Source organism: Bdellovibrio bacteriovorus (assembly GCF_001592755.1).
In the GTDB taxonomy this organism is placed as follows: Bacteria; Bdellovibrionota; Bdellovibrionia; order Bdellovibrionales; family Bdellovibrionaceae; genus Bdellovibrio; species Bdellovibrio bacteriovorus_E.
Map to the genome: position 1 here is coordinate 303211 of NZ_LUKF01000019.1, position 17104 is coordinate 320314.

Consider the following 17104-nt stretch of genomic DNA (forward strand, 5'->3'; position numbering starts at 1 on the left):
GTTTGTCGAACTTAGTGGCGAAACTCAATGTTTTCGCACAGCAAGAATGTAATTACTCACAAATTAGGCGCCTTAATGGCATGTAGGCGTAACTCGCATAACAATTATTTCCATCGAAAAACAGAGGAGCTCACATGGAATTCTTTAAGGCAAAAGATCAAGCCCGCATTTTTTTCCGCGACATGGGCGAAGGTGCGCCCGTGATTTTGATTCACGGATGGCCGCTGAACGCCGACATGTTCGAATATCAAACTCTAGATCTCTTAAAGAAAGGATTTAGAGTTATTACCTATGACCGCCGTGGGTTCGGTCGATCCGAACAAACCGCAAGCGGAAATGACTACAACACTTATGCGGATGATCTGGATTCTTTAATCAACCACTTAAAACTCGAAAAAGTATCCCTTGTCGGTTTTTCAATGGGCGGAGGAGAAATCGCGAGATATTTAGGTCGTTACGGCTCTTCCAAAATCTCTAGTGCCATTCTTTTAGGAGCGGTGACTCCTTATCTTTTGCAAGACGATAGCAATCCCGACGGAGTGGAGCCGAAAGTCTTCGCACAAATGATTTCGCAAATTGAAGAGGATCGCCCCGCATTCTTTGCCCAGTTTACGAAAATGTTCTTCGGCGTGAACGTGGTAAAACATCCTGTCTCGGATGAAACTCAACAATGGTGTTTTAACATGGCGACGATGGCTTCGCTGAAAGCGACTTTAGATTGCGTCACGGCATTCGGCCACACTGACTTTCGTAAAGACATGAAGGCGTTTGATATTCCAACACTTATTATTCACGGTACTGACGATAAGATCGTTCCTTTGAAAACCTCAGGTGAGGCGGCCGCTAAGCTAGTACCCCAAGCGATTTTCAAAAAGTATGATGGAGCTCCCCACGGACTATTCATCACTCACAAACAACAACTGAATTCAGAAATTTCGAAGTTTCTTGATCAGAACAAAGGATCCGTAATTTCAAAACGCATACGAACTGACGAAACGATTGATAAAACCGGTTCTGCGATCAGTAGAGGTCATTAATTTTTTGGGATTTTAAATCGGACTGGAAGCCCTAAATGGCGGAGAGTGAGGGATTCGAACCCTCGAGCCCCGCGAAGGGCTGCCAGTTTTCAAGACTGGTGTATTCAACCACTCTACCAACTCTCCGTCGACCGTTTTATGGGTTTTGACGTGAGACTTCAAGCAGTTGTTGCGCTTAACGCATTACAGTACAAAAAAGAAGCAGGCACCTTTTTAGCGGATTTCTTTGCGACCGCCCATGTAGGGCTGAAGTGCTTTCGGAATCGCGACGGAGCCATCTTCACGTTGGTTGTTTTCAAGGATTGCAACCAGTGTTCTGCCTACGGCCAAGGCAGATCCGTTCAATGTGTGAACGAATTGAGGTTTTCCACCTGCAGAACGGAAGCGGATGTTGGCGCGACGAGCTTGGAAGTCTTCGAAGTTAGAACATGAGCTGATCTCGCGGTACGTGTTTTGACCAGGCAACCAAACTTCAAGGTCGTGAGTCTTCGCGGATCCAAAACCCATGTCGCCGGTACAAAGAAGCATACGGCGGAATGGAAGCTCAAGATCCATCAACACTTGTTCCGCGTGAGACGTTAAAGCCTCGTGCACTTCGTAAGACTTATCAGGATGACAGAACGTCATCAGTTCCACTTTGTCGAACTGATGCTGACGAATCAAACCCTTCGTATCACGGCCAGCACTGCCTGCCTCGGAACGGAAGCAAGGAGAGTAAGCACAGAAGCTAGAAGGAAGATCTTTTTCATCCAGAATTTCGTTATTAAAGTAATTCGTCACTGGAACTTCCGCCGTCGGAATCAAATAAAGATCAGAGCCTTCCAAGTGGAAAACGTCTTCTTTAAATTTCGGGAAGTTCCCAGTACCGAGCAAACTGTTACTGTTCACCATGAACGGCGGAATCATCTCGGTATAACCATGCCGAGTTGAGTGCATATCCATCATGAATTGAATCAAAGCACGTTCCATTTGTGCTGCCGCCCCTTTAAGGAAGGCAAAGCGAGTTCCGGTAGTTTTACCTGCGCGCTCAAAATCAATGATGTTTAAAGATTCGCCCAATTCCCAGTGTTCTTTAGCTTTAAAAGAAAATTTCGGAGGCTCACCCCAAGTTTTTAAAACTTTGTTTTCTTTTTCAGAAGAGCCCACTGGCACAGAGGCATTAGGTTTATTAGGAATAATCAAAGCCAAGTTATAAACTTGTTGGTCCGCCTCGGCCGCTTTTGCCTCAAGCTCTTTCACTTGAGTTTTCAAAGTATCAACTTCCGCAAGAACCGCAGAAGCATCTTTACCTTCACGCTTTAGCTTACCAATCTCACCACTCAATTTATTCTGATTCGCTTTCGCTGTTTCAGCCTGAGTGATCATCTCTTTACGTTTTTTATTAAGCTCCATGATCTGCTCAAGCACATCCGTCGAAGCCCCACGATTGATCAACCCCTGCTTATACTCATCAAAATAAGAAGTCCCATTTTCAGCTTTTTTCTCAAGAAGTTTAATATCAATCATCGTCAACGTCCTTCACTTAACAATCACAAAAACAAAATTAAAATATTATAGAATACAGTGATTCGAATTTTAGATGGAACGAATCACGATTCAGAGCTCGTCAGATTAGTTTCTAAAGAAACTCTTCTCAGACTTATGCTCTCTCGGAAACCCAAAATAAATTTCCCAAGTTCCCAATACCCAGAACCAAGGCTGTTCAAAAAGGTCCAAGCGCAAGGCGGAGGGTCTTTTGAGCAGCGGAGGCGTACTCCAAGTACGTCGGAGCGGAACAAAAGGCCCGACAACGCAGTCGATGGGGCCTTTTTCAACAGCCGCTACGGAGCCACTAATATATACATTCTTAGTAGCATCCCTACAAGAACGCATATCAAGTCAAAGATCAAAATCTGCCCAAAGCTCCAACTCGATTGGAGTTTAAGAATCACTGCGGTGACCACAACCATTACGAAAATAAGGGCAAAAGTTCCGTAGCCCATCAATTCTTGGCCGATTAAGCCCAAGACAAGGCCTAAAAGAATCCCTGTGATAAAACGCAAAGTGAAGTGGAAGAAAGAAAGAGTGCTGGATTTGACTCCCTCTTGAGCGCTGCTTGCCAGCCCTCTCATTTTGTCGCCGATTCCCATGGCTGAATTTCTCCTGACGTCCGTCCTTAGTTGCCGAGCCGTGAAAGTTTGTTTTCTATTTCAACACGATCTGGGGCATTTGGCGAGAGGCCTAAATATTTATTATAAGCCTGCGCCGCAGAGCGAGCATCCCCTTTAAGTTCGTAGATCGCCCCTTGCTCACGATAAATTTCTGCAAATCCGCTTTCGCGGCTAGAAGCCAAAGCCAACATGTCTTCAGCAACTTCCAATGAGCCCGACTGACGATAGCAGGTCGCGGACTTCACATAAATATCCGCACCTTGAGGACGAAGCTTCATGGCTTGAGAGTATTCTGCCGCACATTCCGCAAACTGTTTGCGAGCTGTATAAACTTCCGCCGCCAGGATATATGAATCAGCGACGTTAGGATTTAGTTTCTTTTCAGATTTCGAAGCCTCAAGTGCCGTCGTAAAATCACCTGAAGAAAAGGCTGCTTTACCAATATAATAGTGCGTTCTTGGATAGTTCGGATTTAAACGTTGAACCCGCTTAAACTGCTGAATGGCTTCTTCAAAACGACTTGTTTCCAAATAAAGTTTCCCGGCTTGGAACAAGGCTTCACCATCCGTTGGATCAAGAACGGCCGCGCTTAAAAAAGCTTTCAAAGCTTTGTCATTAAGACCCAAAGCCTTTTCACTTTCGCCAAGCCCTAGCCATGCTTTTTTATTCTTAGGATCGGCTTCAACCACACGCTCATAAATCTCTTTGGACTGACTGTAGCGGTCTTCCGATTTATAAACTTCGGCTAAGGCCACGCGATAATCCAAAGTATAAGAGAATCGTTTGATCAACTCATTCAGGTAATTAATCCCTGAATCCACACCGTTGGTTTGCGCCAGCATTTTAGCATAAGTGATCTGCGCCTCAGGGTTGGTCGCATCGATCTCAACCGCTTTCGTGGCATAGCGAATGGCATCTTTGGCAGCATTTTCTTTTCGTTCAATTTCTTTTTTGTTCAAAGGAATAATCGAACGAGCTAGCAAAGCATTCGCTTTAGATAACAAGATGTGCGTTTCGATATCGCCGTCGTAAGCTTTCACGGCGCGAAGGGCATAGTTCACGGTGCCAACCATATTGTTTTTTCTAAACTCTAAAAGAGCTAAACCACGCAAAACTTCATAGTTATTAGGGGCGATTCGAATGGCATTTGTTAGAATCTGAGTGGCGCCAACGAAATCAAATCTTTGCGACATATAGTCCGCCTGTAAAACGTAAGCGGACACAAGCTTCGGCTCTGCTTTGATGGCTTTATTCAGCCACTCAATCGCCTCGAAGCTTTGATTTAATTGCCACAAACATTTTGCCGCTTTCATTGCCGCAGTTCCATTCTTAGGATCTACTTCAAAAGCCGCTTTGAACTCGGCTTGAGCCGCTAAGAAGTCCCCTTGACGCACGTATTGGTCACCTAAATAAAGAAGCTCATTGTTACGGCCTTTATCGCCCTTCACTTTATCAGATCCACCTAGGCGGATTACGAGTTGACGAAGTTCCGTATTATTAGGATTTAGCGCAAAACCTTTTTGAGCCGCTTCTAGGGCTTTTTTCTTTTCTCCGCGAAGAACGAAGATTTCTGAAAGAACGGAATAACCATCAGCTTCGACAAGCTGAGAAACTTTCCCCTTCGCATCTAATGCCGTACTTAAATAGCTGTACGCTGTATCTGATTTTTTAAAACCGCGATACTCAACAATCCCTAACAGGATTTTAGCTTCACGATGTTTAGGATTTTTCTTAATTACGTTAGTTAAGATCGCTGACGACGAAGTGAAGTCGCCTTGCTCAAAGAAAACTTTGCCCAACGCCACTTGGGGACCTAACCATTTATCCCAAAGTTGGGCGGCTTTTTCATAGTAGGGCATGGCATTGTTAAAGTCTCGTTCGCCATCAAGCAGCTCCGCTTTGAACGCATACAATACAGGAAGCAAAGAGAACGGCTCGCTGCTTTCAAGGGTCGCTTCGACAACACCTTTGGCTTCTTTGTATCTTCCAGAAGTCATCAGCTTTACGGCTTCACAGACTTGTCCAAACGGACTGACAACATTTAAAGCACGTGTTGATTGAGTCGCTGTGGCCACTGTCTTAATGTCTTGCGCATCTTGAACGGCAAAAGGCCAAAGCTCTTTATAAACGACGCAAAGAAGAGCGCGCACTTCGATATTCATCGGCGCACCTTCAACAAGGCTGACAAGTTTATTTTGAGCCGACACGTAAGAATCAAAAGTGTCTTGCTCCATTGCGAAAAGAGCTTCGTTTAATTTTTCTTTCACAGCTTGATCAGACAACGTATTTGCCGACTTACCCGGAGCTAACAAATGAATTTTAGATCCATCATCGGGACCGGCATCCCAGAATAATAAAGCCCCACCAATCACAACGACTGCGATAAGAATAATAAATGGCAGCTTTAAGTTTTTACGAAGCTCGCCGCCTTCCATGTTATCGACATTGGACAATTCAATAACAGAATCAGATTTTCCAGAGCCTGCGTTTGAAACCGAAGAGATTTTCGCTGCCGGTGGCACATAAGCCGGAGTTTCATAGATATCCACCTGCTGCTTTGGCTTATCGATTTTAATATTCGCAAAACTATCCGGAGTCGGAGTTGGAATTTGTGTATTCGTTTTCGCTGAAGGACGGGGAGGCTGCACAATGACAGTTTCAGCTTCCATCTTCTGAGCTTTTTTTGGATCGACATCAACGATGCCTTCCAGAGCTTCAAGAAGTTTGTCGTAAAATGCAGGCTCTTTCGAAATCAAAGTCCACTGGCCATCAGGCAACTTCGAGATCATCTCTTGACCCGAAAAAACACCCTCACCAATCATGCGAAGAATGGCTTCAGTAGAATACGGTCCCTTAACCTGACCATTCCGTGTTTTTACGACCCAAGTGACTTGTATACGCGACATAGACACCTGATTATACTGAGGTTTTTGACAAAGGACTATGGCCCTGCGGACCAGGCCCCAAGGTCTGTGCTTTAGTCGCGGAAATGCCCTTAAAATGGTTCCAGAATAGAACCCCCGTTCCAGAATGGAATTACCTTTGGTTCCGATTTGAGTTGAGCTCTTACAACCACCGGATTCCAAATCGAAATTAAGGCACTTTTAGACCTGTCTCAGTTTGGCACACGACTTGCTTTATAGACTTTCGTTAGTTGTTACTTTTGGGGAGTACGTAAGTGATTCGTAACGCATTGATTGCTGTCTACATCTTGGTTGTTCTTGCGATTTCAGCAGTAGCTCGCGCAGGAGTTCTTCCAAATAATGCTCTTGGTGAAGACATCACTTCTACGGAACTTCAAAACTACAACTTCAAAACACACGTTGGTGAGATCGTGGCTTTGGCTGATGGATCGCTTGTGTTGGCGATGGAAGATCAGCAAACATTCTTCGTATTGAAGTCACAAATCGAACTTACACCTTTTGTTGGTTCTAAAGTTATGGTTAGCGGTATTGAACTTGAACATCAACTTGCTCCCAACTTCGAGCTTGAAACTGTGGACCCCCTCCCTAGTTTCGGTTCTGGGAACAAAGCAGTCGTCTTCTTTGTGTTCGGTATCAGCGAGGTTAGATAATAACCTCTGATCATAGGGTCTCAGCCCCATCCCCTCCGCGGGCTGAGACTAGTTTTTTTCTCTAAAAAAGGCCTACGGATCCCCCTCCTTGTAGGCCTTTTTCTTTTTTGCCCTCACATCATTCCTGTTTTAGTCTTTGATGCATGCAACAATTGTTATTTGTTTTCCTTTTAGTTTTTTCGTCTTCTTCTTTTGCCGCAAAGATCAGTATCACTATGGACGACTTCAATGTTCATGAAGAAACTTTGCTCACGGCACCTGAAAGAAATAAGAAGCTGCTATCGGTTTTAAAAAAGCATCGCGCGAAGGCCGCGATGTTCGTGGCCTGCAAACACTTAAAAACAGATCGAGATCAAAATCTTCTTCGAGATTGGGCGACCGCAGGCCATATGGTTGGCAGCCACACGGTAAATCATAAAAAATTTGACGCCAAAGTTTTGGTCGAAGATGAAATCAACGATATTCAGGCTTGTCATGAGCGACTTAAAGGCGAAGCTGGTTACGTTAAAATATTCCGCTTCCCGATGCTTGCCGAAGGAGACACCGTCGAAAAGCGCGATGCGGTTCGAGAGTGGCTTAAGAAAAACGACTATCGCTTCGGTCACGTCACGATTGATGCTTCCGACTGGTACATCGATCAGCGCTTGCGTCAGAAGCTTCAAGCAGACCCGAAATTTGACCTTAATAAATTTAAAGACTTTTATCTTCAACACATGTGGGAGCGGGCACAGTACTACAACGACCTTTCAAAGAAGGTCATGGGTCGAGAGGTTACACATACTCTTCTTGTTCACTACAATCTTTTGAATGCGCTTTTTTTGGATGACTTGATAACTATGTTTAAGCGTCAGGGCTGGAAAGTCGTCGATGCTAAAAAAGCCTTTCAAGATCCTGTGTTTGGGATTCTTCCCAACAGCATGCCTTCAGGGCAAAGTGTATTGTGGGGATTAGCTAAGGAAAGCGGCAAGTTTGAAAACATCCTTCGTTATCCTGGCGAAAACGATACATATGAAAAAGAAAAGATGGATGCTTTAGGATTATAGCTCCAGAAACTAAAAAGCCCTGATGTTACTCAGGGCTTTTTGTTTTTTTTAGTCGATACGGCGGATCTTAGCGCCGAGAGAAGAAAGCTTGTCTTCCAGTTTTTCGTAACCGCGATCCAAGTGATAGATACGGTTTACCACAGTTTCTCCGCTAGCCACTAGGCCCGCAAGAACCAAAGAAGCACTTGCACGAAGATCTGTCGCCATCACTGGTGCGCCTGTCAGTTGACCTGGTTTACCACGAACAACGGCAACACGTGTCTTAGGAGTGATATCAGCACCCAAACGAATTAACTCTTGAACGTGCATGAAACGGTTTTCAAAAACAGTTTCAGTGATAACACTTGTTCCACGCGCCACAGTCATCAAAGCCATGAATTGAGCTTGAAGGTCTGTCGCAAAAAGTGGGTGTGGAGCCGTTGTGATATCAACAGCATTCCAAGAATCTGTTTTAAAGACTGTCATGGAATCTTTTGTCGTGTCGACTTTGAAACCCGCCTCACGCATTTTTAGAATCAAAGTTTCCAAATGCGCAGGAACACACTTTTCAACAGTCACTTGACCATGAGTGATAGCACCCGCGATCAAAAGTGTTCCAGCCTCAATACGGTCAGGCATGATGGAGTGCTCGGCAGGATGCAATTTATCTACACCATCAATAACGATAACACTTGTTCCGTGGCCCGTGATCTTTGCGCCCATCTTAATAAGATATTCCGCAAGATCTACGATCTCGGGCTCTTTCGCAGCATTTTCAAGAACCGTGCGCCCTTGAGCTAAAGCAGCGGCCATCATCACGTTTTCAGTTCCGCCCACAGTCACTGTTTCAAATAAGAAGTTAGCACCTTGTAAGCGCTTTGAAGCGGCGTGAACGTAACCTTCTTTTTGCGTGATCTCTGCACCCAAGGCTTTGAAACCTTCTAAGTGAAGATCGATAGGACGGCTTCCGATCGCACAACCACCAGGTTGAGAAACCACGGCTTCACCGTACTTCGCAAGAAGTGGACCCATACATAGGAAGCTTGCGCGCATCTTACGAACAAGATCATAACTCGCTTCATAAGACTGGATGCGGCTCACTTTGACGATGAACTTATCGCCATCCCAACGAGTTTCACAGCCCAAGCTTTCAAGCAAAGCTGCTGTCGACTCGATATCCTTAAGCTTTGGCATGTTCGAAAATACGTGTTCGCCTTCAGCTAGAAGAGTTGAGAAAAGAATTGGAAGTGCCGCATTTTTTGCGCCACTCGCAGATACTGTACCTTGAAGAGGGCCATTGCCCACGACGACCATTTTATCCATGTGTTACTCCACGAATGACTCTATCATGACTTGCGAGGTCTTTGACGACATTGATTTCGTTAAATATTTTTAAGCTATCGAAGTGCTCTTTCATCGCCGCACCTTGTGACATTCCCATTTCCATCAACATCAGTCCGGAAGGACTTAAGTGATTTCCATAGATTCGCGACCAGTTTTTCAAAAGAGCTAAACCATTATCATCCGCATAAAGAGCCGAATTAGGTTCAAACTTTTTAACGTTTTCTTCCACCTGATTATCTTGATGCGCAATGTATGGAGGGTTTGAGACCAACGCGTCGACTTTGTTTTTTCCAACAAAGCCCATGTAAGTCGACATAAGCATATCTTCTTGTGCGGCATCTGCGTGCAGAAACTTCACGCGATCAGCAACGCCTAGAGCTTCCGCATTTCTTGAAGCGACTTCCAAAGCTTTTTCGGAAAGATCCACAGCTAGAAGTTTGGCTTGAGGATATTCTTTTAACAAAGTCAGGCCAATGCAACCTGAACCGCAACCCAAATCCATAAAGCCCAGTGCGGCCTCTTTATCAGAATTCCAAGAAAGAACTTCTTCAATGATGTGCTCGGTTTCGGGGCGAGGAATTAAAACCGCTGGTGAAACTTCAAAACGATATTTAAAGAAATCGCGATAACCAAGAATGTACGCCACCGGTTCGCCCGAAGCGCGACGACGAACAAGCTCTCGCAAGATCACAAGCTCATCATCTTTCATGGGTTGATCGAATTTAAGGTAAAGCTGAATGCGCTCAAGTTTCAAACCGTGCGCAAGTAAAAGCTCGGCATCAAGACGGGCGGTCTCGATTTTCTTGTCCTTAAAAAAGGCGGTGGTTTTATCAAGAATCTCTTTGAGCTTCATATATGCCCCCACATCTTACTCTCTTTTTAGAAGAAGTGTTGGGGAAAATGAAGGCCATCGAAAATATCTATAAGGATTTCAATAACTAAGAAAGAAGGCGATTCAAAAAGGTTTCAGCGCAAGGCGGAGGGAGCGAACAAAGGCCCGAACGAAGTCGATGGGCCTTTTTCAATCGCTTATTGAGCGGAGGTTTGTTTCTTGAGGGCTTCTGCTTGGAAGTTCGCTACCAATGGATCAATCAGATACTCGAAAGAACCATTCATAACCTGGTCCAATTGATGGATGGTTAGGCCGATACGGTGATCAGTGATACGCGTTTGCGGGAAGTTGTAAGTGCGAATACGCTCTGAACGGTCGCCTGTCCCAATTTGCTCCAAACGAGTGTCCGAAGCCTCTTTACGAGCCTTTTCATCTTCGATTTGTTGAAGTTTCGCGTAAAGAATCTGGAAGGCGCGCTCACGGTTGGAAGACTGTGATTTACCCTCTTGGCACTTTACATCGATGCCCGTTGGAAGATGCACGATACGAACCGCAGACTCAGTTCTATTGACTGACTGACCGCCGGCACCTTGAGAACGCATGGTCTCAATACGCACGTCTGTCATTGGGATCTTGATCTCGTTCACTTCTACCTCAGGGATGACCGCCACGGTGACTGTCGACGTATGAATACGACCCGCAGCTTCTGTTTTAGGAACACGTTGAACGCGGTGAACGCCTGATTCGTATTTCAACTTACTGAAAACAGACTCGCCCGTGATGGAAGCGATGATCTCTTTGGCTCCCCCGGCGTTCCCTTCAGAATAAGAAAGCATTTCGACTTTCCAGCCTTGAGTAGAAGCATAGTGAGCGTAACCACGGAAAAGTTCGTCAGCAAAAAGAGCGGCTTCGTCACCACCGGCACCGGCACGGATCTCAAGGATGATATTCTTATCATCGTTAGGATCTTTCGGAATCAGAAGAATTTTAAGCTGGTGCTCAAGTTCTGGCAAAGCGGCTTCAAGCTCTTTCACTTCTTCACGGATCATTTCGCGCATTTCGGCGTCTTGTTCCGCAGTCAAAAGCTCTTTGCTGGCCTTTAAGTTTTCCGTTTTCTTTTTGAAGTCTCGGTAAACAAGAACAATCTTCTCTAGATTGCCAAGTTCTTTCATCAGTGCGCGATATTGAGTTTGATTGGAAGCAATATCGGGTCTTTGAAGAGCCATATTGACTTCTTCATAACGAGATTCCACCTCATTCAACTTCGAGAACATGCGAACCGCCTCTAGATCTATTGGTACATCAAGATGATTTTTTAAATTGCCAGAACCGAAAAATAAAATGCGGTTCGAAGAGTGAACCGCATTTCATACAAGAACGTCCTCCGAACGGAGGGCCGTAATTTATTTCTTGCCGTAACGTTTTTTGAAACGATCGATACGACCTTCAGTATCCATCACACGTTGTTTTCCAGTGAAGAATGGGTGAGATGCAGAAGAGATCTCAACTTTGATCAATGGATATTCTTTGCCGTCTTCCCATTTAACTGTTTCGTTAGAGTGAAGAGTAGATGTTCCCAAGAACGAGAAGTCGCAAGAGATATCTTTAAATACAACTGTATTTACTTTTGGATGTAGGTTTTGTTTCATGACCTGATTCCTTCTAAATAATTTAACCTATGGGTCTGTAAGATTGATTGGTTTAACACAGTGGGTCCCTAGTGTCGAGTACTAATCGCTGCTTTTTTCGGCAGGGATTCGATACTCGGTAGCCCCCGAATTAACCAAAATTAACCCGTCATATCAATACCTTATAATATTCCGTTTTTCTTAAATTCTTCCGCTTTCCCCTGAATCTTCCGCAAAATTCCGGACCTTTCAATAAACAAAATGAGGCCTAAGGGTCTATTCCGAGGACGGCTCTGCCCATTCTGAGCAGACTCAATATATTCGTCACATTAACAAGGTGAAAGTTGCTAAGTGGGCGCAGTACTTTTAAACCTAGGCCCATAACGGAGGACTTATGAAGTCGGTTATCTTAAGCGCGGCTCTTTTACTTTCAGTCACGTCGGCTCAGGCCGAGAGCATCTATTGCACTTTCACTGAACCCTTTTTGTCGGTGAGCTATAACAGTGACACGAACAAAGTTAAAATCACATCCCCAGACAATGGCGGTGCGGAACTCAACGGGATCGTGAAATACAAACAGGGCGGAGTCATCCGTTTTGAAGTCGAAGGTCTTACCCAATATCTTGATTTGTATTTGAATAAAGAAGGCTCTGACGGAATGAGCGATTTCATTTATCCGTTCGAGGGCGTTATCAGCGAACAGCTTTATGGTGGTTGTGAAACGGACTCTTTGAAAAAGAGACTGCCTTAGATGCTCCCTATGGTTTGAGAGGGAACAGAAGTATTATCCGTTATCAGCTCAAACCGGGAATATTCATGACAGCTCTGTAAGGTACGTCAGGAGCTCGTTCTGGCGTACCGATAAGAATGTCATGCACAACTATTTTGTACATTTTGGAATAGCATTTGGATTGCTTCTCAATATGGGATGCACCATCGAGGCAAAGCTTCACCAGCTCTCGTTAAAGACCACCACATCTCCATCAACCGATATTTTAAATCCCGCGAGTTTTCATAAATTCGGTTGGATAAAGTACCGCGAAGATTTCATAAACACTGATCACGCTGACGGGCAAATCACCGACACCGCTAGAACCACAGATGGAAAAATAGTGGCAGTAGGCTTTTCTCCCTCTGTGGCTTTTATTGTCCGTTATCAGGATGACGGCACAATTGATACCAGTTTTGGCGAGAAAAACGGAGTCACCACCTTCGACATTCCTGAAAGCACCCAGATTTTTGTGAATGTAAAACCTGACGGAAAAATCGTCGTGATCACGGCGAAAGAAAGCAATTCCCAAAACACCTTGCACCAGTTCACAGAATCCGGATTGCCAGATCTTACGTTTGGATACAATGGCACTGCATTTATTGATAACTCTGATGATAAACAAATTAAAAGCACCGTGATTCAATCCGACGGCCGTGTTGTTGTCGCGGGAACAATTAATTCTGAGTACATTATCCAACGTATCAATCTCGACGGCACTTATGATTCGAGTTTTAATAATGGCACCGGAAAGTTGATCCTAAGCTACGCCACTGCCGGCAATTCGCCCCTACGAATAAAGCAGCGCAACGACTCACTCTATTTAGCTGGCTATCAATGGACTGGCGGAGAGTTTTCAGCCTGCATCGCAAAAATTTCTTCTGACGGTGTTTCAGACACGAGCTTTGGTGGAGGCGACGGAGCCATCACTTTCCAAACACCAGGAATTTTATCCACCGCTTATGATGTTGAAATAGATAACAACGGTAAAATTATCATGGCTGGAATTTTTGACGAATACGCCAGTGATATTCCTTTCCTTTATCGCTTCAATAGCGACGGCACTCCTGACACCTCATTTTCGGGAGATGGCTATGCGCCTTTAACTACAGGGGCGGTAGTCAAAGGTCATCGGATACATATTCTTTCTAACGGAAAGATTGATTTGATAGGTACGATGTCCGGAGATGTTTTTCGAGCTCGTTTTAATTCGGACGGCTCGATTGATTCTGGATATCATGTCTCTGGTTACAAGCTTCAATCCGTCGGCTTAGCTGTTTCTGACAGTATTGCCAGCACGTATCTTTTACCAGATGACAGTGTCATCATTATTGGTGGAGGAACAGACACCAACAGCATCTGGGTTTCCTTCAATCTGAAGTCGACGGTGACGGCAGGATTTGATGTCGCTTACGGAAGTACAGGCACATTGAAAACATATTTTGCTAATATCCGAGAGTACATTTTTTCTACGTTAGTGTCTTCCGACGGAAAAATAGTTTCTCTTCTGTCCGTAAGAAACGACGACGATACAACCTACAAAATAGTTCAACATAATCCCGACGGCTCTTTAGATTCGTCCTTTGGCGTTGGCGGCACAGCCGTGCTCACAACGGACAATGAAATCATGGACATCATTAAAATATATCAAACCGAAGATAAAAAGCTGCTCGTTCATTTTCATAGCAATGACGGTGTGAGCGACTATCCAGTTCTTCAAAGGTATCTTCCCTCAGGCAGCGTTGATACTAGCTTTGGCGTTAATGGTGAATTGAAGCTCGACGCTCTCTCTGCTCTCTATTTTGATCAAATGCGACTTCTTGCTGACGGCGGTTTTTATATCGCCGGAGAAATGACCGTAGCTTCTGACGTCCATGTCGTCGTCGCGAAATTCCTTCCGTCGGGAAGTTTAGATCTTTCTTTCGGTGGCGGAGATGGATATTGGCTCAGCAACATGGCCGACAATCTAAGTTATGTTAAGGGCTTGCATATAACGGAAGATTCTATCTATGTTTCATTGAACGCCGACGTCTCTGGCAACATGGCAATCGCCGCCATCAAATTGGACCTTCAGGGAGTGCCCGATCCAAGTTTCGGGAGCAGTGGTATTTTGAAGTTCAATCCCGTTGCCGGTAAAAGTTATAATTCAAAGGCGAATCTTGTCGATGAAAGCAATAGATTGGTAGTTCTCGCCGAAACAGATGCCTTTGGACCTTCCCAATACGCCGCGTTCCGTTTCGATGAGGCAGGGAACCTTGATTCGTCGTTTGGAACTGCTGGCGTCACTTTGATCGACAATTTGCCTGCAGGTTATGATGCATTTCTGGCTAACAAAATCACTCTGACTTCCGATGGAAAAATCCTCATGGTAGGAAGACTGAAAAAAGAAACCTGGCTTTCTGAGTTGGTATTCTTGCGACTGAATGCGGATGGAACAAGAGACACTAGTTTCGGAAACTCAAACAACGTCGTATCTCATCCTTATTTTGAATTAAGTAACTACGGAACTTTGTTAATGAAGAACGACGGAAGTTTTTTATACACGACCGACTTGGGCGAAGACGGATTGATCATGTCATTCAAAGCCGACGGTTGCTTTAACAAATAAAAAAAGGGAGTCTTTCGACTCCCTTTTCAATATTCAAATTTCCAATTTCTATCTAGCCTGGGCCCGACATCGCTTTAAGGAAATCTGTATTCGTTTTTGTACCTTGAACTTTGTCGATTAAGAATTCCATCGCGTCGACAACGTTCATCGGAGCAAGAACTTTACGAAGAACCCATAGACGGTTCAAGTCACCTCTATCAACCAACAAGTCCTCTTTACGAGTGCCTGATTTGTTGATGTCCATGCATGGGAAGATACGTTTTTCCATAAGCTTACGATCCAAGTGGATCTCGGCATTACCAGTACCTTTAAATTCCTCGAAGATAACCTCATCCATACGAGAACCTGTGTCGATCAACGCCGTAGCGATGATTGTCAAAGATCCGCCTTCTTCAATGTTACGAGCCGCACCGAAGAAACGTTTTGGTTTGTGAAGAGCGTTGGAATCCACACCACCTGACAAGATTTTCCCCGAAGGAGGAACAACCGTGTTGTAAGCGCGAGCCAGACGAGTGATGGAATCAAGTAAGATAACGACGTCGTGCTTATGCTCAACCAGACGTTTTGCTTTTTCGATAACCATCTCTGCCACTTGAACGTGACGAGTTGGTGGTTCATCGAATGTCGACGATACAACTTCACCTTTTACAGTACGTTGCATGTCAGTCACCTCTTCCGGACGTTCATCGATCAATAGAACGATCAACTTCACTTCGGGGTGATTGTGCGTGATAGCGTTAGCAATTTGTTGCATCAAAACTGTTTTACCAGTTCTTGGAGGTGCCACGATCAAAGCACGCTGACCTTTACCAAGCGGAGCCATCAGGTCCACAACGCGTGTTGTGTACTCGCCAGGGCTGTGCTCAAGTTTCAGTCTTTCATTCGGATAAAGCGGAGTTAAGTTGTCGAAAAGGATTTTATCTTTACCCTTTTCCGTCGTCTCAAAGTTCAAAGAATCAACTTTAAGAAGAGCGAAGTAACGCTCACCCTCTTTAGGAGGACGAACTGTTCCCGTAACAGTATCACCGGTTCTTAAACCGAAACGACGAATTTGTGATGGACTGACGTAAATATCATCCGGACCTGGAAGATAGTTGTAATCCGGAGAACGCAAGAAACCGTAACCATCAGGCAAGATTTCAAGAACGCCAGAACCGTAAATGTCCTGACCCAATTTCGCCGCGCGCTTCAAGATTTCAAAAATCATATCCTGACGGCGAAGACCGGCAGCATTTTCAATTTTCAATTTTGTCGCAAGCTCAGTTAATTGAGTGATGTTTTTTGATTTCAAGTCTTTCGATGAAAGCCATGATTTTTCTTCGTCAGTAAGCTGGATATCCGCCAAATCAACTTCTTGAGTTTGTGCTGGTGGAGTTGATGCGTGTGAATCATCGCCTACAGGCTGACCTTCATCACGGTTTCTGTCGCCACGGAAGTCACGGCGTGGTCCATTGTTTCTGTCGTGGCGATGGCCTCCGCGGTCGTTGCGGTCTCCACGATTGTCACGATCGCGATTATCACGGTTATCTCTGTTAGGTCTGAATTCGCGACGCTGTTGGTTTTGGTGACGTTCTTGTCTTGGAGCTTGAGAAGGGGTTTCTGCGGGGGCTGAGGAAGCAGTGGCTTCAGGGGCTGGAGTTGCTGCAGGTGGTTCAGAAGGTGCCGGCGCAGGGGCCGCTACAGCTTCCGGAGCAGACTCTGCCGGAGTTTCTTCCACAGGTTTTGTGCGTGTGCGCTTTTTAACGACTTCAACGCCTTGTGAATCTTTAGGGTCAGACAAACAAATTCTCCTTGTAGGATTAAAAAAGAAAACGAGGATCTTAAGATAAGAAGTTTGATCCGATTGGAACTAAACTGTTGTGCTTGAGCTAACTTTCGCCAAGGGTCCAGATCTTGTCAACTCAAAACCAAACGACAGGAAGGGCTTTCAAATCAAATTTAAAGCGTTTTAAAGTGAGATTAAGTCAGGGTTTGAACCAGACTTAACAGGCAATTGGGTCCCTTTGCGAATTAAAGTTAGCTTATTAAAGCACAGATTAAGTTGTAAAAAAAGAAAGTATTTTCAAGTGTTTAACTTTGATCCAACAGGGTCGGGTTTCACGAACATTTGCGCGCTTTTAATAAAAATTGGCCAGACCCC

The 17104-nt window shown here is 44.8% G+C and carries 13 protein-coding genes and 1 tRNA gene; 5 read left to right on the top strand and 9 right to left on the bottom strand.

Annotated elements, in window-relative coordinates; translation table 11 throughout:
• Positions 1-134: 134 nt before the first annotated feature.
• Complete coding sequence (locus AZI85_RS16160) at positions 135-1037, top strand: alpha/beta fold hydrolase (protein WP_081111049.1); 903 nt, start codon at positions 135-137, stop codon at positions 1035-1037.
• 36 nt (positions 1038-1073) lie between these two features.
• Here AZI85_RS16160 and AZI85_RS16165 read toward each other — a convergent pair.
• The 4 genes from AZI85_RS16165 to AZI85_RS16180 all read right to left on the bottom strand — a co-directional run bounded on the left by AZI85_RS16165 (position 1074) and on the right by AZI85_RS16180 (position 6093).
• Positions 1074-1163, bottom strand: a tRNA-Ser gene (locus tag AZI85_RS16165).
• An 87-nt stretch (positions 1164-1250) separates the two neighbouring features.
• A complete protein-coding gene (serS, locus tag AZI85_RS16170) occupies positions 1251-2543 on the bottom strand; it encodes a serine--tRNA ligase (RefSeq protein ID WP_063245012.1) in 1293 nt (430 codons plus the stop codon).
• Between the two features lie 314 nt (positions 2544-2857).
• Positions 2858-3166 (bottom strand): hypothetical protein, encoded by a 309-nt coding sequence (locus tag AZI85_RS16175; protein WP_063245013.1) that lies wholly within the window; start codon positions 3164-3166, stop codon positions 2858-2860.
• A gap of 26 nt (positions 3167-3192) precedes the next feature.
• Entirely contained in the window at positions 3193-6093 is a 2901-nt protein-coding gene (locus tag AZI85_RS16180) for a tetratricopeptide repeat protein (RefSeq protein ID WP_063245014.1), read from the bottom strand.
• Between the two features lie 272 nt (positions 6094-6365).
• Here AZI85_RS16180 and AZI85_RS16185 point away from each other — a divergent pair, with 272 nt between their 5' ends.
• Together AZI85_RS16185 and AZI85_RS16190 are read left to right on the top strand one after the other, a co-directional pair.
• A complete protein-coding gene (locus tag AZI85_RS16185; RefSeq protein WP_063205873.1) occupies positions 6366-6761 on the top strand; it encodes a hypothetical protein in 396 nt (131 codons plus the stop codon).
• A 143-nt stretch (positions 6762-6904) separates the two neighbouring features.
• On the top strand, positions 6905-7804 hold the full coding sequence (locus tag AZI85_RS16190; protein ID WP_063245015.1) for a polysaccharide deacetylase family protein: 900 nt from the start codon (positions 6905-6907) through the stop codon (positions 7802-7804).
• Between the two features lie 48 nt (positions 7805-7852).
• On the opposite strand, the gene murA is transcribed toward AZI85_RS16190, so the two are convergent.
• The 4 genes from murA to AZI85_RS16210 form a co-directional block, all read right to left on the bottom strand.
• Positions 7853-9106 (bottom strand): UDP-N-acetylglucosamine 1-carboxyvinyltransferase, encoded by a 1254-nt coding sequence (gene murA / locus AZI85_RS16195; RefSeq protein ID WP_063245016.1) that lies wholly within the window; start codon positions 9104-9106, stop codon positions 7853-7855.
• Positions 9099-9980 carry a peptide chain release factor N(5)-glutamine methyltransferase gene (gene prmC, locus AZI85_RS16200; protein ID WP_063245017.1) on the bottom strand — a complete coding sequence of 294 codons (882 nt, stop codon included), beginning with the start codon at positions 9978-9980 and terminating at the stop codon, positions 9099-9101. Before prmC ends, murA begins: the two co-directional genes overlap by 8 nt.
• Positions 9981-10156: 176 nt before the next feature.
• Entirely contained in the window at positions 10157-11233 is a 1077-nt protein-coding gene (gene prfA / locus AZI85_RS16205; RefSeq protein WP_063205868.1) for a peptide chain release factor 1, read from the bottom strand.
• A 129-nt stretch (positions 11234-11362) separates the two neighbouring features.
• On the bottom strand, positions 11363-11608 hold the full coding sequence (locus AZI85_RS16210; RefSeq protein WP_063205867.1) for a type B 50S ribosomal protein L31: 246 nt from the start codon (positions 11606-11608) through the stop codon (positions 11363-11365).
• A gap of 373 nt (positions 11609-11981) precedes the next feature.
• On the opposite strand from AZI85_RS16210, the gene AZI85_RS16215 reads away from it, so the two are divergent.
• Positions 11982-12338: a hypothetical protein gene (locus AZI85_RS16215; protein ID WP_063245018.1), complete on the top strand. Its 357-nt coding sequence runs from the start codon at positions 11982-11984 to the stop codon at positions 12336-12338.
• 172 nt (positions 12339-12510) lie between these two features.
• Positions 12511-14964 carry a hypothetical protein gene (locus AZI85_RS16220; RefSeq protein ID WP_063245019.1) on the top strand — a complete coding sequence of 818 codons (2454 nt, stop codon included), beginning with the start codon at positions 12511-12513 and terminating at the stop codon, positions 14962-14964.
• 52 nt (positions 14965-15016) lie between these two features.
• Here the strand turns inward: AZI85_RS16220 and rho are convergent, their stop codons facing one another.
• Positions 15017-16744 (bottom strand): transcription termination factor Rho, encoded by a 1728-nt coding sequence (rho, locus tag AZI85_RS16225; protein ID WP_155724063.1) that lies wholly within the window; start codon positions 16742-16744, stop codon positions 15017-15019.
• Positions 16745-17104 lie beyond the last annotated feature (360 nt).

Excerpts from the sequence above, each read along its gene's own strand:
- AZI85_RS16160 (WP_081111049.1), top strand. The coding sequence starts at position 135 with ATGGAATTCTTTAAGGCAAAAGATCAAGCCCGCATTTTTTTCCGCGAC.
- serS (WP_063245012.1), bottom strand. The coding sequence starts at position 2,543 with ATGATTGATATTAAACTTCTTGAGAAAAAAGCTGAAAATGGGACTTCT.
- AZI85_RS16175 (WP_063245013.1), bottom strand. The coding sequence starts at position 3,166 with ATGGGAATCGGCGACAAAATGAGAGGGCTGGCAAGCAGCGCTCAAGAG.
- AZI85_RS16180 (WP_063245014.1), bottom strand. The coding sequence starts at position 6,093 with ATGTCGCGTATACAAGTCACTTGGGTCGTAAAAACACGGAATGGTCAG.
- AZI85_RS16190 (WP_063245015.1), top strand. The coding sequence starts at position 6,905 with ATGCAACAATTGTTATTTGTTTTCCTTTTAGTTTTTTCGTCTTCTTCT.
- murA (WP_063245016.1), bottom strand. The coding sequence starts at position 9,106 with ATGGATAAAATGGTCGTCGTGGGCAATGGCCCTCTTCAAGGTACAGTA.
- prmC (WP_063245017.1), bottom strand. The coding sequence starts at position 9,980 with ATGAAGCTCAAAGAGATTCTTGATAAAACCACCGCCTTTTTTAAGGAC.
- prfA (WP_063205868.1), bottom strand. The coding sequence starts at position 11,233 with ATGTTCTCGAAGTTGAATGAGGTGGAATCTCGTTATGAAGAAGTCAAT.
- AZI85_RS16210 (WP_063205867.1), bottom strand. The coding sequence starts at position 11,608 with ATGAAACAAAACCTACATCCAAAAGTAAATACAGTTGTATTTAAAGAT.
- AZI85_RS16215 (WP_063245018.1), top strand. The coding sequence starts at position 11,982 with ATGAAGTCGGTTATCTTAAGCGCGGCTCTTTTACTTTCAGTCACGTCG.
- AZI85_RS16220 (WP_063245019.1), top strand. The coding sequence starts at position 12,511 with ATGGGATGCACCATCGAGGCAAAGCTTCACCAGCTCTCGTTAAAGACC.